Genomic DNA, 15,520 nt, shown 5'->3' with positions numbered 1-15,520 from the left:
CTTGTGTCTCCGCTACTGCGGATCGCCGATGATTACCATCGCCGTACGAATGACACGGTCATTAATTCGGTAGCCCTTGCGCAGCACATTGGCTAGAACCTTGTCATCCCCTTCAGAGAGATCCTGGACAGCCTCGTGGATGTCCGGGTTGAACTCCTCTCCTGCGGCACCAAATTCCTCAACACCCTGTGCGGTCAGCACGCCACGGAATTTATCCGCGAAAGCCTTCAGCGGCGTGCCGTCTGCCAAGTCGCCGTGCTCTTCAGCCCGGTCGAGGTCATCAGCCAAAACCAGCAGTTCTCCAGCCAGCTTTGCCTTCGCCTGTACGCGCTCGGCTTCACGGTCTCGGTCAACTCGACGACGGTAGTTTGCGAACTCCGCCGACAGGCGCTGCAGGTCCTCCGTGCGCTCATCCAACTCACGCTGGATGGCTGCAACTGGGTCTGCAGCTTCCTCCGCGGCGGTGTCGCCGGCGGCACCTTCGGTCGCCGGCTCCACGTCGTCGTCAAGCTTGGCCTGCTCGAAGACCTCGTTGACCTGATCGGCCAGGTTGGCCGGCTCCTCCGGGGTGGGCTGGTTTCCCTGATCCTGGTCAGTCATTCTTACTTGTCCTTCTCGTCCTCGTCGACGACCTCAGCGTCAACGACGTTGTCGTCAGCGTCAGCGGCCTCAGCACCCTCGGCTGCGGTTGCACCCTCAGCTGCCTGAGCCTCGTAGATAGCCTTACCCATCTCCTGGCTCTCGGTGGACAGCTTCTCGACGGCGGACTTGATGGCCTCGATGTCGGAGCCCTTCAGAGCCTCGTCGACTTCCTTGGCAGCCTCTTCAACGCGGTCGCGGATGTCCTGGGAAACCTTGTCCTCGTTCTCCGATGCGAACTTGCGGGTCTGGTAAGCCATGGACTCAGCCGAGTTGCGGACTTCCTGCTCCTCGCGGCGCTTCTTGTCCTCGTCAGCGTGCTTCTCAGCGTCCTTGATCATCTGGTCGATCTCCTCCTTGGAGAGGCCGGAGCCGTCCTGGATGGTGATCGTGTTTTCCTTACCAGTGCCCTTGTCCTTAGCGGTGACGTGGACAATGCCGTTGGCGTCGATGTCGAAGGTGACCTCAATCTGCGGGACACCACGCGGTGCCGGAGCGATACCGCCCAGCTCGAAAGAGCCCAGCAGCTTGTTAGCTGCAGCCATCTCACGCTCGCCCTGGAAGACCTGAATCTGAACGCTCGGCTGGTTGTCTTCAGCAGTGGTGAAGGTCTCCGAACGCTTGGTCGGGATAGTGGTGTTGCGTTCGATCAGCTTGGTCATGACACCGCCCTTGGTCTCAATACCCAGCGACAGCGGGGTGACGTCGAGCAGCAGCACGTCCTTGACCTCACCGCGCAGAACGCCGGCCTGCAGAGCAGCACCAACTGCGACAACCTCGTCCGGGTTAACGCCCTTGTTCGGCTCACGACCACCGGTCAGTTCCTTGACCAGCTCGGAGACTGCCGGCATACGGGTGGAACCACCGACCAGCACGACGTGGTCAATGTCGGAAACCGAAACATCAGCGTCAGCAATGACCTGCTGGAACGGCTTACGAGTGCGGTCAAGCAAATCAGAGGTGATGCGCTGGAACTCAGTACGGGACAGGGTCTCGTCCAGGAACAGCGGGTTCTTGTCAGCATCAACGGTGATGTACGGCAGGTTGATAGATGCCTGCTGCGAGGAGGACAGCTCAATCTTGGCCTTCTCAGCAGCCTCACGCAGACGCTGCAGAGCCATCTTGTCCTTGGTCAGGTCAATGCCGTTGCTGGACTGGAACTTCTCAACCAACCAGTCAACGATGCGCTGATCCCAGTCATCGCCACCGAGCTTGTTGTCACCAGCAGTTGCGCGAACCTCAACAACACCGTCGCCGATCTCCAGCAGGGAGACGTCGAAGGTACCGCCACCGAGGTCGAAGACCAGAATGGTCTGCTCCTTGTCGGACTTCTCCAGACCGTAAGCAAGTGCAGCAGCAGTCGGCTCATTGACAATGCGCAGGACGTTCAGGCCAGCAATCTGACCCGCTTCCTTGGTTGCCTGACGCTCAGCGTCGTTGAAGTAAGCCGGAACGGTAATAACCGCATCAGTGACGTCGTCACCCAGGTAAGACTCAGCGTCGCGCTTCAGCTTCATCAGCGTACGAGCGGAAATCTCCTGCGGAGTGTACTTCTTGTCATCAATCTCGATGCTCCAGTCAGTACCCATGTGGCGCTTGACCGAACGAATAGTGCGATCAACGTTAGTGACAGCCTGGTTCTTAGCGGACTGGCCAACCAGGACCTCACCATTCTTTGCAAATGCAACCACCGACGGAGTGGTGCGCGAACCCTCAGCGTTCGCAATCACCTGAGCCTCGCCGCCCTCGAGGACGGAGACACAGGAGTTCGTCGTACCCAAGTCAATACCAACAGCGCGTCCCATGATGAACACCTTTCTAGAAGAGTAAAAGAATTGCCCTTAAGTCTTACGCGCTCAAGTCTGCATTGCCGTAGAAAATCTGTCAAGCAAACTTGAGTGTGTCCGACTCAATGTTTGTCATGCTATGCAACGGACTATGGGACAAAGTTATTCCAACCCGACTCAACTTTTCTAAAAAAACCGTCATCACCGCAGGTCACCGCGATAAAAGATTTTTACAAGACTATGCTCTAAAGCCACTCACGGTAGCCGACAGCGCAATTTTCTATACAGAATCCTGCCTCTGGACTCCAGGGGGACAAAGAATTTCCTAGCACTAGCCCTGGGAACTTTCCTGCACAGCGAACCGACTAATCCCCTGACGTGTTTTGCAGCCACCGGCTCATCAACAGGCCATGCCCTTGTTACCCCATGGCCTGACACCGAATCAGCTCTGGCGGCTCCACTAATACATGTCTAAATTCTCCCCATTTACGGGGCGATTGAGCCAAGAATTCATCCCACTTATTTAGGAGTTTTTCGTGCCTCAGAATGCACAGCGACACCATTTCCCCTTTTTCCGTGGGCTCGCAGTAGCGTCGGCAAGCGCCGCACTAACCCTCGCCTTCCCTGCCATTGCATCCGCACATGTGCATGCAACCCCGTCGTCTGCCCCGATTGGCGGCTACGCGGATCTGGCTTTCGGGGTCGGCCATGGCTGCGACGGTTCGCCGACGACGAAGGTCGAGTTCACCATCCCGGAGGAGTTCGAAAAGGTTACGCCGAACGTGAACGCGAACTGGGATGTCACCAAGGAGTCGACCGGCTCTGGCAAGAATGAAAAGGTGCAGAAGGTCATCTACACCGCAAAGACTCCACTGCCGTCGGACCTGAAGGATTCTCTGACGCTCAGCGTGAAGGTGGCTGATGACGCAAAGCCGTCGACAGTTGAGGTGCCGACGCTGCAAACCTGTGAAAAGGGTTCGATGAACTGGGCTGAAAAGGACCACGATAGTGACTACCCGGTTCCAACTGTGGAGCTGATTGAGAAGTCGGAAGACAATGAACATAGCCACGGCCACGACCACAGCCACAACCATGGCACCAGCGAGACAAACCACGGCGATAGCCGCTCAGACGACGTGGAGCATTCCGCAGCTGCTACCAGCGAGGATTCGAGCAGCACGCTTGGCGGCTGGGGCCTGGGGCTCGGCCTCGTGGGCGCGCTGACCGGTATTGCCGCATTGGTAGTTTCACTGCGTAAGCGAGGTTAAGACCACAGGCGGATTGCCACTCGGGAATCCGCCTTCACCGCGGCACTGCCGCCCATGCCTTCACAGAGCTCACCCCATGCGAGCACATAGAGCCGGCCGATCTTGACAATGCACGCCGGAGGATAATCCGTGCTGTCGGCTCGTCGTTTCGGTCGACGCAGTGAACGGACAATGCAAAGCTCTCAAACAATGACGGCTGAATCACGCATCTAGGCTCGGATTGAGTTAGGCGAAGCTTTATGGCGTATTCGAAAACCGTTCGAAGGCAGTGGGAGGATTACACTGGCAAAACAGCAAAAACTCGAGCTGGGAACCCCGTCCCATCCTTTGGCTTCGGCCAGGAGGCAACCACGAGAGCCCCCGTTTCCGGCACCTGGTCGAGCCCAGCCAGAAGTTCAATCTGCCATCGGTCACGCCCTAATAGATAGAGTTCCGTCGGCAAGCTGCCACCATGAGCCACGATGCCGGGGTCCGTATCAGTGGTCTCGTGCCCAATCGCCACAACGCCACGGTTGTCTATCAACCATTCGACAACCTCAACGTTCCATCCTGGGTAGTGAGTCACGCCCTCTTCATCCGCATTGGCCATTGCCTCAGCGTCAGGCCACCGCTTTGACCAGTCACTGCGAAATGCGACAAATGCACCGCCCGGAATCAAACCATTGCGTTCCTCCCACGCCTCGACATCAGCAATCGAAGGGGAGAAATCATTATCCCGAGCGACTTCAGCAGTGAAATCTAGGACGACCAAAGGCAGGATCATCTGCTCGACGCCAATATTGTCAAGAGTTCTCGTCTCTTGGACGAAATGCACAGGCGGATCCACATGCGTACCCCACTGGCCAACAAACTGATACTGGTCGATTTCAAATCCATGCTCAGCAACGGTGAAAAGCCGTGTTCGCTGTTCGTCGGGAAGCGCAGGGAATTTCGGCTGACCGGCGTGAAACGCGTGAGTCAAGTCAACATAGGTGTGGTTTTCCCGAAGCTTGCGAGCAATGTCCCATAGTTCGTGCGTGTTTGCGGTGTTCTTGTTCGACATAAAGCGAAGTATATAGACAAAGCTGTCTAGTTAGCCAATATGGCCACCGGCACATCGAGCACTAAAAGACACCAACTCGCCCCACCCTGCACCTATCAGCTCAAACAGCCTGACGACACCCGCTACCGCAGGTACCCTCGCATACAGGAAAGACTTTTCAAGCCGCAGCCACGTTCTTCAGATTTTGGAATTGCGGGCTACATACACAACTTTCACCAAACTCAAGCCATCCCAAAGGAGTATCTAATGACCACCTACGAAAACATCCTTACCGAAACCCGAGGTCGCGTCGGCATTATCACCCTGAACCGCCCGAAGGCACTGAACGCCCTGAACCACAAGACCATGGAAGAGATCGGCGCAGCAGCCACCGCTTTCGACAACGACTCGGGAATCGGCGCGATTATCATCACCGGCTCCGAGAAGGCGTTTGCCGCAGGTGCGGACATTAAGGAGATGGCGGACAAGTCCGGCACCGAGATGTATGTCTCTGACTGGTTCGCACGTTGGGATGTTCTGACTTCCGTCCGCACTCCAGTTATCGCCGCCGTCAACGGCTACGCCCTGGGCGGTGGCTGCGAGGTCGCTATGATGGCGGACCTCATCATCGCTGGCGCTAAGGCCAAGTTCGGTCAGCCTGAGGTCAACCTCGGCATCTCTCCGGGCATGGGCGGCTCGCAGCGTCTCACCCGCGCAATCGGCAAGGCTAAGGCAATGGAGATGTGCCTCACCGGCCGCATGATGGGTGCCGAGGAAGCTGAGTGCGCAGGTCTGGTCGCCCGCGTCGTCGAGCCGGACGCGCTTCTCGACGAGGCCCTGAAAGTCGCCGACACCATTGCGTCGAAGTCTCTGGTTGCCACTACCCAGATTAAGGAACAGATCAACCAGGCCTACGAAATGACGCTGTCGCAGGGACTGCTCTTTGAGCGTCGCACCTTCCACTCCCTGTTCTCCTCCAATGACCAGAAGGAAGGCATGGCCGCTTTCACTGAAAAGCGCGAGGCAAACTTCACCAATTCCTAGAAACTGCTAGTTCACAGTCGACGGGACTGCCAGCCACAGAGCCGAGTTGTCGGCGGCAGCATAGGTGTCTCGTGCACGCGGTGTGTGCGTTGGAGAAGTCACAATGACAGCAGCACGAACGCCACGGGCTCCCGATCCTGCAAGGTATGCAGTGCCTGCCGCGTTTTCAACGGTGGAGTCTGAGTTTGTTTCCATCGTGATTCGTCGCTTCCACACTCCCATAGATGCAAGCGCATCACGCATGTACTCAGCCTCAGTCTGGCAGCCCGGCCGAGTACGACCACCCGTGACGACGACCGGGTTAAGCGGATGACGCAGCGCCAGCGAACGTGCAGTTTCCAATCGGGACGTCAACACAGCAGGAGCACTGCAGTCGGGATTGAGACGGGCCCCGAGCACAATAATCGGCACCTGAGGATCAAGTAACGCAGTCTCCGCAGCTGCACGTCCGACCGGGGAAACCACCACTGGAGTCGCAAGCGAGCTATTGAACGCCTTGACTGCGACTGCACTGACCGGATTGGCGTTTGCCACTGCGCCCGAGCCAAAGACCGCACTCGCAGTAAGAATAAGGCCAGCTCCAGCCATAGCGATTGCACGGAAAGATCGCGCCATTAAAGTCCCTCTCAAGAAAAGTGGCACGGAAAAATCCATACCCCACATGCCATTTAGAATCAGGCGGATAAATCCGCAGTATCACGCCGCTAATACTAGGCGCTACACAAAATGGCGCCTACATAAGAATTACGCGGGGGTGGCCAGGCACTCTCTTCGCCACCAAAATAGCACGCCGCCTACCAGGTAAATTGCGGACGTAGAGGCTTTTAAATCCACTTGGGATTCATAAAAGTGAGTTACATTTAATGACTTTTTCGTTAACTGCCAGCAAATCCCGGGATCCAATAGCAAATTATCCACCAAAACACAGGTACAGAAGTCACTATTGTTATTTAAGTTAAGGATGTAACGCATGTGAATAGATGTCCGCTTCAGTCAATCTTCAAAAATCAACACGCCACCGAACATCTTCTCCACCTCGCAACACAGCCCCACCCCTGCACTCCAGCACTACCCCCACAATGCGTCCGCAAAACATCGAATCGACAACACTCGACAACTACATACACGCAACTCCGCCGCCACTTCCGCCTACAAATGCGTGACGACGAAAGTGCCGCGCGCCGTCGTCAAGCGAAGGCGTCAACCCCCTCGAACCCCTCTCGAATAAAACAACGATTTTTTTGCGTAATTCGTCAAATAACCGCTGGTTACACCGTGTATCGATGAATTCAGCACTATTTTGCACATTAGTTAGGTAAGCGTCCGCGGCTCGTGATAGAACTCACAAGAGAACTATTTTCACTCAGCCATCACCCTGGCTGAGCCAGCCTAGAAGGAACATTATGAGCGTGCTCAACCTCGCCGCGGCGACGGCTGACACGGCGATTCCGGAATCTACCGGATTCACCGTCGCAGTCGGCGTTATTGGCGTCCTGTTGTCCCTGCCCTGCTGGTTCATCTTTATTAAGGGATTCACCCATATGGTGAAGACCATCATGGTGGGCCAAAAGACGTACGGTCACACCGGTGAATGGGGAACCCGTATTTGGACCATGATCCGAGAGATCGTCGGTCACACCAAGATGGCCAAGAAGCCCGGCGTTGCTGTGGCTCACTGGTTCGTCATGGTGGGCTTCCTCCTCGGTTCCCTAGTGTGGTTCGAGGCGTACATTCAGACCTTCTGGCCAGCCGGTGGTTGGCCAATCCTCAGGAATCTGACCGCCTGGCACTTCATCGACGAACTGCTCGGCCTGGGCACCACCCTGGGCATCCTGGCACTGATTCTCGTCCGCCAGACCAACCTGGGCAAGGAGCGTCTGAGCCGCTTCTACGGATCCAACGCCAAGGCTGCCTACTTCGTTGAGGCCGTCGTCCTCATCGAGGGCCTGGGCATGATGTTCGTCAAGGCTGCCAAGCTGGCTACCTACGGCGACCACGGTCACACTGGCGCCGAGGTCTGGACCTGGGCGAACTTCGTCACCGGTGGTATCGCACAGATTCTGCCGGCCTCCGAAGTCATGGTGTCCATCTTCGCGCTGATTAAGCTGCTGTCCGGTATGGTCTGGCTCTTCGTTGTTGGCCGCAACCTAACTTGGGGTGTCGCATGGCACCGCTTCCTGGCGTTCGCCAACATCCTGCTCAAGCGCAACGCTGACGGCTACAACGCCCTCGCTGGGGCTAAGCCGATGACCTCTAACGGCGAAATCCTGAACCTGGAAGAGGCTGACCCGGAGGTTGACTCCATGGGCACCGGCGTAGTCACCGACCACTCCTGGAAGGCTCTGCTGGACTTCACCTCCTGCACCGAGTGTGGTCGCTGCCAGGAGCAGTGCCCGGCATGGAACACTTCCAAGCCGCTGTCCCCGAAGCTGCTGGTTAACCAGCTGCGTGACCACGCTTACGCTTCTGCCCCGTACCTGTTGGCTGGCGAGACCATCGAAACCGCTCGCGAGGGCGAAGGTGCTGGCGCAGCACTCCTGACCAAGCCGCTGGTTGGCGACGGCGACGAGGGCATCATCGACCAGGACGTTCTGTGGTCCTGCACCAACTGTGGTGCCTGTGTTGAGCAGTGCCCGGTTGACATTGAGCACATCGACCACATCGTTGATATGCGTCGCTACCAGGTCCTGGTGGAGTCGGACTTCCCGACCGAGCTGGCTGGCCTGTTCAAGAACCTTGAGACCAAGGGCAACCCGTGGGGCCAGAACGCTTCCACTCGCGCCGACTGGATCAATGAGGTCCGCAAGGAAGGCGTCGTTGTCCCGATTTGGGGCGAGGATGTCGAGAGCTTCGACGATACCGAGTACCTGTTCTGGGTCGGTTGTGCCGGTGCTTACGACGACAATGCGAAGAAGACCACCAAGGCTGTTGCAGAGATGCTTTACACCGCAGGTGTGAAGTACGCTGTGCTCTCCCAGGCCGAGGGTTGTACTGGCGACTCCGCTCGCCGTGCTGGTAACGAATTCCTCTTCCAGATGTTGGCTGAGCAGAACATCGAGCAGCTCGACGAGGTCTTCGACGGTGTGCCGCCTAAGCAGCGCAAGATTGTCGTCACCTGTGCGCACTGCTTCAACACCTTCAAGAACGAGTACCCGGAGCTGGGCGGACAGTACGAAGTTGTCCACCACACCCAGCTGCTGAACAAGCTGGTTCGTGCTAACCGCCTGCAGCCGGTTGCTTCGGGTCAGGGCCGCCAGGTCACCTACCACGACCCATGCTTCCTGGGCCGCCACAACAAGGTATTCGAAGCTCCGCGTGAGCTGATTGGCGCGTCCGGCGCCAACCTCGTCGAAATGCCACGTAATAAGAACACCGGCTTCTGCTGTGGTGCTGGTGGCGCTCGCATGTGGATGGAAGAGACCATCGGTCAGCGCATCAACGTAAACCGCACCGAAGAGGCTGTCGGAACCGGCGCTGAGGCAATTGCCATCGGCTGCCCGTTCTGTAAGACGATGATGAACGATGGCGTCAACAACGTCATCGAGGACGACGAGAAGAAGCCGGAGGTCCTGGACATCGCCCAGATGCTCCGCGACTCCGTGAAGGTCGACGGCGAGCTGCCGCAGGCACGCGAACCGGAGTGGATTGAGCAGCCGGAGCGTGGCTGGGTCGATCCGAAGAAGGCTGAAGAGGAAGAGCGTCAGCGCCTCGAGGAAGAGGAAGCTAAGCGCAAGAAGGCTGAGGCTGCCGAGAAGAAGAAGGCAGAGAAGGCTTCCGCTGCCGGCGCTGGTGCCGCAGCTGCTGGTGCTGCTGCAGGCGCTGCCGCCAAGGGTGGCGCTCCGACTCCGGGTGGTGCTCCGAAGCCGGGTGGTGCCAAGGGCGGCGCACCGACCCCAGGTGGTGCCAAGAAGGGCGCTCCGACTCCGGGTGGTGCTCCAAAGCCAGGCGGTGCCAAGGCCGGCGCACCAACTCCGGGTGGCGCCAAGAAGGGTGCTCCTGCTCCGGGTGGCGCTCCGAAGCCAGGCGGCGCCAAGGCCGGCGCCCCGGTTCCAGGTGGTGCAAAGGGCGGCGCCCCGACCCCAGGCGGTGCCAAGAAGGGTGCTCCAGCTCCGGGCGGCGCTCCGAAGCCAGGCGGAGCAAAGGCCGGCGCACCGGTTCCAGGTGGCGCTAAGAAGGGCGCTCCAGTTCCGGGCGGCGCCAAGGCCGCTAAGCCGGCCGCGCAGGCAGAGCCAGCAGCTGCAGAAACCGAAGCTCCGGCTGAGGCTCCGAAGGCAACCAAGGGCGCTCCGATTCCGGGTGGCGCACGCAAGGGTGCCCCGGTTCCAGGTGGTGCTAAGAAGGCAGCCCCGGCCGCCAAGCCGAAGGCCGAGGAAACCGCTCCCGCCGAGGACACCGCTGCTGAAGTAGCGGCCACCGAGTCCGAGCAGCCAGCAGCTGACCAGCCAGCAGCTGAGCAGCCGAAGACCGCATCCGGTGCTCCGGTTCCGGGCGGCGCACGCAAGGGCGCTCCAATCCCAGGTGGCGCACGCAAGGCCAAGCCAGTCGCTAGCACCCCTGCCCCGGCAGCAGAGGAAACCGAAGCTCAGGAGGCTCCTGCTCAGCCAGAGGCAGAGCAGGCTCCGGCGCAACCAGAGGTTACCGAACAGCAGTCGGCGGAAGATGCCACCTCCACCGAGCAGGCCACTGAGACCCCAGCCGAGGAGACGCAGGCGCCGTCGGCAAGCGCTAAGAACCTTCCGCGCAACCAGCACGGAGTTCCGCTGCCAGGATCGGCGCGACGTAAGTAGCGCTCGCTAAGTAAGCAGGAATCCGCCCGAGAGGTTATTCTTCCCGGGCGGATTTTTTGTGCTTTACGACGATCCCTGCGCCACGGCATTAATCATGCAAATGGCACTCTCAACCGCACTGACAATATATTGATTACTGCATATTGATTACTGCATCCCGTTAGAGATGACCGCGTTGTGGTGTGGAAAGAGGTCTTGGCGTAGTGATTAAGAAATCGCTGTCACAGATAAGGGACTTTCTGAGGACTCCGGGGTCAGTGGAGATGGTCATTGCGCTGGTTCTCACGGCTCTCGATGCGCTAATTTTCCGCGAGAGCAACTCTGATCTGTTGTTGCCGACCATTATCGGTGGCCTTCAGGTCATTCTTGTTGCAGTGGCGACCTATCTGCCACTTTTTGCCATGGTGGTTGTCCCAGCGAATTTCTTGGCATTGACTTTCCTTCCCACAGAGCAGGCTCCAATGCAGATTTTCTGCGCGCTTCTCATCGTGGAAGTGATGCGTGCTAACAACAACAAGATGCCGGCGAGAATCACTGCGTTGCTCTTGTTGGTGATCTCAAACTACGACGTCAACACAAGTACTTTCGCACGTGACCATGTCGCGACCTTTGTGACAACACTGCTTTTTGTAATTGCCTACGCCATCGGCATGATGCGCAGTCGCTACAAAGAACAACGCCGGCGGGCAACGATTGAATCTAACCGCGCTCTGGAAGAGCAACGCCTTGAGTTGGCGACCGTACTGCACGACTCCACTGCCAAGTCCTTTACTCGCGTAACCATGCTGGCGCAGGCGCTCGCCATCGAGCGAGAAGGGACCGATGAAAAACTTGAAGAATCCCTGGAGGACATCGCAGAGACCTCCCGAGAAGGCCTGCTACAGCTTCGCCAGTTGCTTTCATTGCTGAAATCAGCTGACGACGAGAGTTCTTTGACCTCCGCTATCGGCCAGGATGAGCGAGTCCCCAGCATGAGCAGGGTGCTTCAACAGGCCAAGGATGAACTGCAGGAAGCTGGGTTTAACGTTTCGCTGGCCACGAAGATTGAAACCGAGCCCTCTTTGACGCAGATTTCAGAGGTTATCTCGCCGGCGCTGTCGGAGTTCTGCACGAACATTCAGAAGTACGGCGAACCGCAAACGAACGTTCACATTCTGGCGCTGAGCAACGAGGAAGATGGCTTCACGCTCGACATCAGCAATCAGATATCGAAGGCGCTACCGCATTTTCTGCCGCGGGCGATGCTCTCGAGCGGTTTGGGGCTTTCCTCACTGCATCGGCGAGTGCGACCATGGGACGGTTCCATCACGTCAGAACGAGAAGGAAATGTGTGGAATTGCAAACTCCACATGCCACCTACCAACCAGTAGGTTACGCTAGCGTAAGATTGGTGCAGTAGCTGCCTGTGACGAAGATATCTCTCGAAAAGTCCTGGTTAGCGTAGTAATATCACACGATGACAGATATTGTTCGGTTTTTATAACTTCTATGAAAGGTTCGCGGATGTCTGACATTAAGGTTCTCATTGTCGATGACGACCCACTTGTACTCTCGACGCTGCGAACCTATTTCAAGAAGGCACCGCATATCACCGTGGTCGATGAAGCCAGCGATGGCCACGAGGCTCTCAACATTATTGCCCGTGGTGGCGTTGACGTAGTTTTGACCGATATTCATATGCCTAACATGGACGGCGTTGAGCTACTTGAGCGCATTAAGAAGGTGGAGAATCCACCGAAATTCATCGCTATCACCTCATTTGATACCGATGAAACAATGCTGAAAATCTTGAGTCTCGGCGGAAATGGCTACATTCTCAAAACTGCCCGCCCGGAATCCGTCATTGGCACCGTTGAAGATGTTTTCCAGGGCGGCACCGTCATCTCACCGATTTCTGCGACTCGGCTGATTAAAACCCTGCCGTCCCGCAACATTTCCTCATACAGGATCACTCAAGCCGAGCGAGAGGTTCTCGGCCTGATCTGCCGCGGTAAGTCAAACCACGACATCGCCAAGGAACTCGGCAAGTCGCCGGGCACTATCAAGAAGCACCTCTCCAGCATGTTCAATAAGTTTGGAGCTACCTCTCGCCTGGACCTGGCGCTGAAAGCAATAGACGCAGGCTTCCACCCGCCGGCATCCGCTGCCGCAGAATAACCAGGGGCTCTGAGATTTGGCCGGTTAGCGGCTCTGAATTGAGCCTTTGCAGGCCCGAGATGGATAGCAAAAAGGGGCATATTCACTTTCGCGAATATGCCCCTTTTACCCGTGCTGAGTGTGGAGAGAGAACTGTGTAACTACTGGATGGTCACCTCGACATGTCGCTCGCGCGGAGCCACACCGAAGTAGGTGCGCCCAATTGGCTCCCACGTCTTCGAGTTGGCGTTGCAGCGAACAGTCTGTCCGGCGAACTCGTCAACCAGGAATCCCCAGCTCAGACGACCAGTTTCACCCTTGCGTACTTCGTATGGCCCGATCTTCTGCCCGAGGCTCCAAACCATCTCTCGGGAGTATTCCCAGGAGTACTTGCGGTTGAGCTCCTTGCTGACCTTCACACTGACAGAGATATTGGTCCACCACTTCTTGGTCTTGGACTCCTTGATGGTCTGCGTCAGCGGAATCGGCTCATCACCGATGTCATTCTTCGTAGAAACAACGCCCTCAACGTCGTAGCGAGAGCCGGTGATTTCCACGAACTCAGCCACCGAACCCGGAGCTTCACAAGTGGTTCCCGGTGCCGGACCGCGGTCAACTGCCGCCGGCTTGGGCACTGGTACCCACTCCTCCGGCGCGAACGGTTCACCGGCTCCTGGATTCGGGGCGGCCACCGCTGTCGGAGCACCGAGTCCGAGCGCAAAGACCGTCGTCAAGCACATGGCGACAACACGCTTTTTCATAACTGCTCCTAGTCGTTAATCGTGGCGGATGCCGGGCCGCCGTCACCGGAGTTACCGCTGACAGGCGCCCACTGCTGACGGTGCTCGCCCTCCTTGGTGGTCTTGTGCCAGACCACGAAGCGAGTCGACGGCCCCTTGCCGTTGTACTCACCGAAGTAGGGCTCACCGCGCCACAGGCCGGTCTTCTGGTCACAGGTGCGAACACGGCCAATGAAGGACTTCATGTGCACGCCGTAGTCTGCGCGAACAGTCTCACCGGGGTTGACGGTCACCGGGCCCAGCTTGTCGCCAACCGACCACTGACTGACCTCGACGATGCCGTACTTGTTCTTCACCCCGTGGAGGAACACGTCCCACATATTTCCGGAGCTCATGGCCTTCACAGACTCGTTGACTCCCTCTGTCACCTCGAGGGTGTACTGAATAGGGCGGTCAGTGCGGTTGGTGAATGAGTTAGTGCCGTTGTAGCGGTCCCATTCGTCGGTAATCCACTGTTCCCAGGGGTGACGCTTGGCATCCTTGACCGGGTCACATTTATCCGTATTGGTGAAACCGGTGTGGTGCTCATCCTGGTCAGGGGTCTGGGTCAGCGGGGTCGCCGCGGCCTGTCCAACGATGCCTGGTGCAAGAAGACTTGCACCCATCACCGCGCAGGCCAGGGCCTTCTTTTTCAGGCTCAACATGGAGAAACTTCCTTCTGCTTCGAGGTCTTAAAGAGGCTCAGCCCGTCTTAGACGGCGTACTCCTTGACCTGTGCCGGAGCAGCACCGTCGACGGAGCGATCAGCTTCGTTGGCGCGCATGGAAACGCGAATGTGGCGCTCCTTCGGGATGGTGCCCCAGTACGGACGACCTGCGTCGATCCACTTTCCGCCCTTACAGGTCAGGTGAGTACCTTCGAAGGACTGGTTCAGGAAGCCATACTCCAGAACACCGGTGTAGCCAGGCTTGACTGGGTACGGGCCGAGGGTCTGGCCAACTTCCCAGGTCTGAGTGGACTGGTAGCCGGCGCTAAAGGTGACATGGAAGAGCTTGAGCAGGTCGAAGTCGACCGAACCGCCGACGTTCCAGGACTTGGTCTTGCCCTCCTTCAGGGTCTGGGTCAGCGGCAGGTCGGTGTCGCCGTAGTTAGCGACAGTCGCAGTACCTTCGACCTCGAACTTCGAGCCGGTGATCTTCAGGGACTGGCCGGACTGGCCTTCAACGGAGCAGGTGCCACCGACGGTGCCCGGGGTAGGGGCTGGGGCAGCTTCCGCCATCGGGGCGACAGCCAGCGAGGACATGGTAACCAGGGCTGCAATGGAGCCGGAGAGCAGGGTCTTCTTCACGGCGAAATCCTTTCAGGATGTGACGAGCAACTCGTAAGGAAATACTTGAACTGACACCTGCAAAGGTAAGTCGAAATTCAGCGTTTTGTAATGGAAAATTTTCGACTGACTTTACGACGGCCGCAGCGATTATCCACATAGTAAAAATGGAATCCCACCGATTTCTGTCACGCGAAAATACGACATCTAATTGACCCTGACCAGCAATTATGGGCGCAACAATAAGATTTCGTCGATCAATTTAAACGCATTAGAACTACGCCTTTTGAACCAATTCAAAAATGCCTCGGTCGGCCACTTGGTACTAGACAATCAACATTTCGGCCACTAGCCCACCTACATAAAGACACCAGAGAGTAGCCGAATGGCCACCCCCAGGCGCGGGCAGGTAGAGAGACCTCCACACTTCACACTCTTGATTAAATAGTTATGATTTCTTTATTAATCACTGGCGAAGTCCGGCAGTCCACAAAGCCCTGACACTTTGCCGAGGCAGATATCTTTCGGAGTACTACCTAATGTTTCGACGCACTTCCGTTCTTGCTACCACCATTGCATCCGCAGCACTTTCCCTGAGCGCGCTGACCGGCGCTCCGGCCGCTACCGCAGCACCGACAGCTACAACCAGCAGCGACGACCTGCAGGTTAAGGAATACGCTCTTTCCGATACCTTCTCTTGCGACTACTACAACCTCCCGTGGTGCCGCTAAAGAGCGCTGACCCCCTACCCCTCCTCTGCCGCCCCTTCAC

The 15,520-nt window shown here is 57.5% G+C and carries 13 protein-coding genes; 6 read left to right on the top strand and 7 right to left on the bottom strand.

The features are described from left to right. Positions 1-12: 12 nt before the first annotated feature. Both grpE and dnaK read right to left on the bottom strand, forming a co-directional pair. Positions 13-600: a nucleotide exchange factor GrpE gene (gene grpE / locus CRD13_RS07270; RefSeq protein WP_016421563.1), complete on the bottom strand. Its 588-nt coding sequence runs from the start codon at positions 598-600 to the stop codon at positions 13-15. A 2-nt stretch (positions 601-602) separates the two neighbouring features. Next, positions 603-2,444 carry a molecular chaperone DnaK gene (gene dnaK / locus CRD13_RS07265; RefSeq protein WP_048734453.1) on the bottom strand — a complete coding sequence of 614 codons (1,842 nt, stop codon included), beginning with the start codon at positions 2,442-2,444 and terminating at the stop codon, positions 603-605. A gap of 518 nt (positions 2,445-2,962) precedes the next feature. Here dnaK and CRD13_RS07260 point away from each other — a divergent pair. Beyond that, complete coding sequence (locus tag CRD13_RS07260) at positions 2,963-3,694, top strand: YcnI family protein (RefSeq protein WP_049171733.1); 732 nt, start codon at positions 2,963-2,965, stop codon at positions 3,692-3,694. Between the two features lie 277 nt (positions 3,695-3,971). Here CRD13_RS07260 and CRD13_RS07255 read toward each other — a convergent pair whose 3' ends face one another. Further along, positions 3,972-4,736 carry a cyclase family protein gene (locus CRD13_RS07255; RefSeq protein ID WP_049171735.1) on the bottom strand — a complete coding sequence of 255 codons (765 nt, stop codon included), beginning with the start codon at positions 4,734-4,736 and terminating at the stop codon, positions 3,972-3,974. Between the two features lie 246 nt (positions 4,737-4,982). Here CRD13_RS07255 and CRD13_RS07250 point away from each other — a divergent pair, with 246 nt between their 5' ends. Further along, positions 4,983-5,759, top strand: a complete 777-nt coding sequence (locus CRD13_RS07250) for an enoyl-CoA hydratase (protein ID WP_187401479.1) — start codon at positions 4,983-4,985, stop codon at positions 5,757-5,759. Positions 5,760-5,765: 6 nt separating this feature from the next. On the opposite strand, the gene CRD13_RS07245 is transcribed toward CRD13_RS07250, so the two are convergent. Continuing rightward, positions 5,766-6,374: a YdcF family protein gene (locus tag CRD13_RS07245; RefSeq protein ID WP_049189446.1), complete on the bottom strand. Its 609-nt coding sequence runs from the start codon at positions 6,372-6,374 to the stop codon at positions 5,766-5,768. A 788-nt stretch (positions 6,375-7,162) separates the two neighbouring features. Between CRD13_RS07245 and CRD13_RS07240 the strand changes: the two genes are divergently transcribed. From CRD13_RS07240 to CRD13_RS07230, 3 genes are all read left to right on the top strand, one after another. Further along, positions 7,163-10,546, top strand: coding sequence for a heterodisulfide reductase-related iron-sulfur binding cluster (locus tag CRD13_RS07240; protein WP_070549977.1), 3,384 nt, complete (start codon positions 7,163-7,165; stop codon positions 10,544-10,546). A 263-nt stretch (positions 10,547-10,809) separates the two neighbouring features. Further along, complete coding sequence (locus CRD13_RS07235; protein WP_222865240.1) at positions 10,810-11,916, top strand: histidine kinase; 1,107 nt, start codon at positions 10,810-10,812, stop codon at positions 11,914-11,916. Between the two features lie 133 nt (positions 11,917-12,049). Continuing rightward, positions 12,050-12,703 carry a response regulator transcription factor gene (locus tag CRD13_RS07230; protein ID WP_048734423.1) on the top strand — a complete coding sequence of 218 codons (654 nt, stop codon included), beginning with the start codon at positions 12,050-12,052 and terminating at the stop codon, positions 12,701-12,703. Positions 12,704-12,843: 140 nt separating this feature from the next. Here the strand turns inward: CRD13_RS07230 and CRD13_RS07225 are convergent, their stop codons facing one another. The 3 genes from CRD13_RS07225 to CRD13_RS07215 are packed head-to-tail and all read right to left on the bottom strand — an operon-like array spanning position 12,844 to position 14,770. Further along, positions 12,844-13,443, bottom strand: coding sequence for a hypothetical protein (locus tag CRD13_RS07225; RefSeq protein WP_016421572.1), 600 nt, complete (start codon positions 13,441-13,443; stop codon positions 12,844-12,846). A gap of 8 nt (positions 13,444-13,451) precedes the next feature. Then, a complete protein-coding gene (locus CRD13_RS07220) occupies positions 13,452-14,126 on the bottom strand; it encodes a hypothetical protein (RefSeq protein WP_005511744.1) in 675 nt (224 codons plus the stop codon). Positions 14,127-14,173: 47 nt separating this feature from the next. Next, entirely contained in the window at positions 14,174-14,770 is a 597-nt protein-coding gene (locus CRD13_RS07215; RefSeq protein WP_048734421.1) for a hypothetical protein, read from the bottom strand. Between the two features lie 518 nt (positions 14,771-15,288). Between CRD13_RS07215 and CRD13_RS07210 the strand changes: the two genes are divergently transcribed. Then, complete coding sequence (locus CRD13_RS07210; RefSeq protein ID WP_049191052.1) at positions 15,289-15,480, top strand: hypothetical protein; 192 nt, start codon at positions 15,289-15,291, stop codon at positions 15,478-15,480. Positions 15,481-15,520 lie beyond the last annotated feature (40 nt).

This window comes from Corynebacterium sp. LK26 (assembly GCF_014335085.1).
Classification (GTDB): domain Bacteria; phylum Actinomycetota; class Actinomycetes; order Mycobacteriales; family Mycobacteriaceae; genus Corynebacterium; species Corynebacterium jeikeium_D.
The sequence above is the reverse complement of the archived record's forward strand: the minus strand, read 5'-3'. Positions and strand labels throughout refer to the sequence as shown.

What these genes read in the sequence shown, in the direction of transcription:
- grpE (WP_016421563.1), bottom strand. Translation starts at nt 600, where the DNA reads ATGACTGACCAGGATCAGGGAAACCAGCCCACCCCGGAGGAGCCGGCC.
- dnaK (WP_048734453.1), bottom strand. Translation starts at nt 2,444, where the DNA reads ATGGGACGCGCTGTTGGTATTGACTTGGGTACGACGAACTCCTGTGTC.
- CRD13_RS07255 (WP_049171735.1), bottom strand. Translation starts at nt 4,736, where the DNA reads ATGTCGAACAAGAACACCGCAAACACGCACGAACTATGGGACATTGCT.
- CRD13_RS07250 (WP_187401479.1), top strand. Translation starts at nt 4,983, where the DNA reads ATGACCACCTACGAAAACATCCTTACCGAAACCCGAGGTCGCGTCGGC.
- CRD13_RS07245 (WP_049189446.1), bottom strand. Translation starts at nt 6,374, where the DNA reads ATGGCGCGATCTTTCCGTGCAATCGCTATGGCTGGAGCTGGCCTTATT.
- CRD13_RS07240 (WP_070549977.1), top strand. Translation starts at nt 7,163, where the DNA reads ATGAGCGTGCTCAACCTCGCCGCGGCGACGGCTGACACGGCGATTCCG.
- CRD13_RS07235 (WP_222865240.1), top strand. Translation starts at nt 10,810, where the DNA reads ATGGTCATTGCGCTGGTTCTCACGGCTCTCGATGCGCTAATTTTCCGC.
- CRD13_RS07230 (WP_048734423.1), top strand. Translation starts at nt 12,050, where the DNA reads ATGTCTGACATTAAGGTTCTCATTGTCGATGACGACCCACTTGTACTC.
- CRD13_RS07225 (WP_016421572.1), bottom strand. Translation starts at nt 13,443, where the DNA reads ATGAAAAAGCGTGTTGTCGCCATGTGCTTGACGACGGTCTTTGCGCTC.
- CRD13_RS07220 (WP_005511744.1), bottom strand. Translation starts at nt 14,126, where the DNA reads ATGTTGAGCCTGAAAAAGAAGGCCCTGGCCTGCGCGGTGATGGGTGCA.
- CRD13_RS07210 (WP_049191052.1), top strand. Translation starts at nt 15,289, where the DNA reads ATGTTTCGACGCACTTCCGTTCTTGCTACCACCATTGCATCCGCAGCA.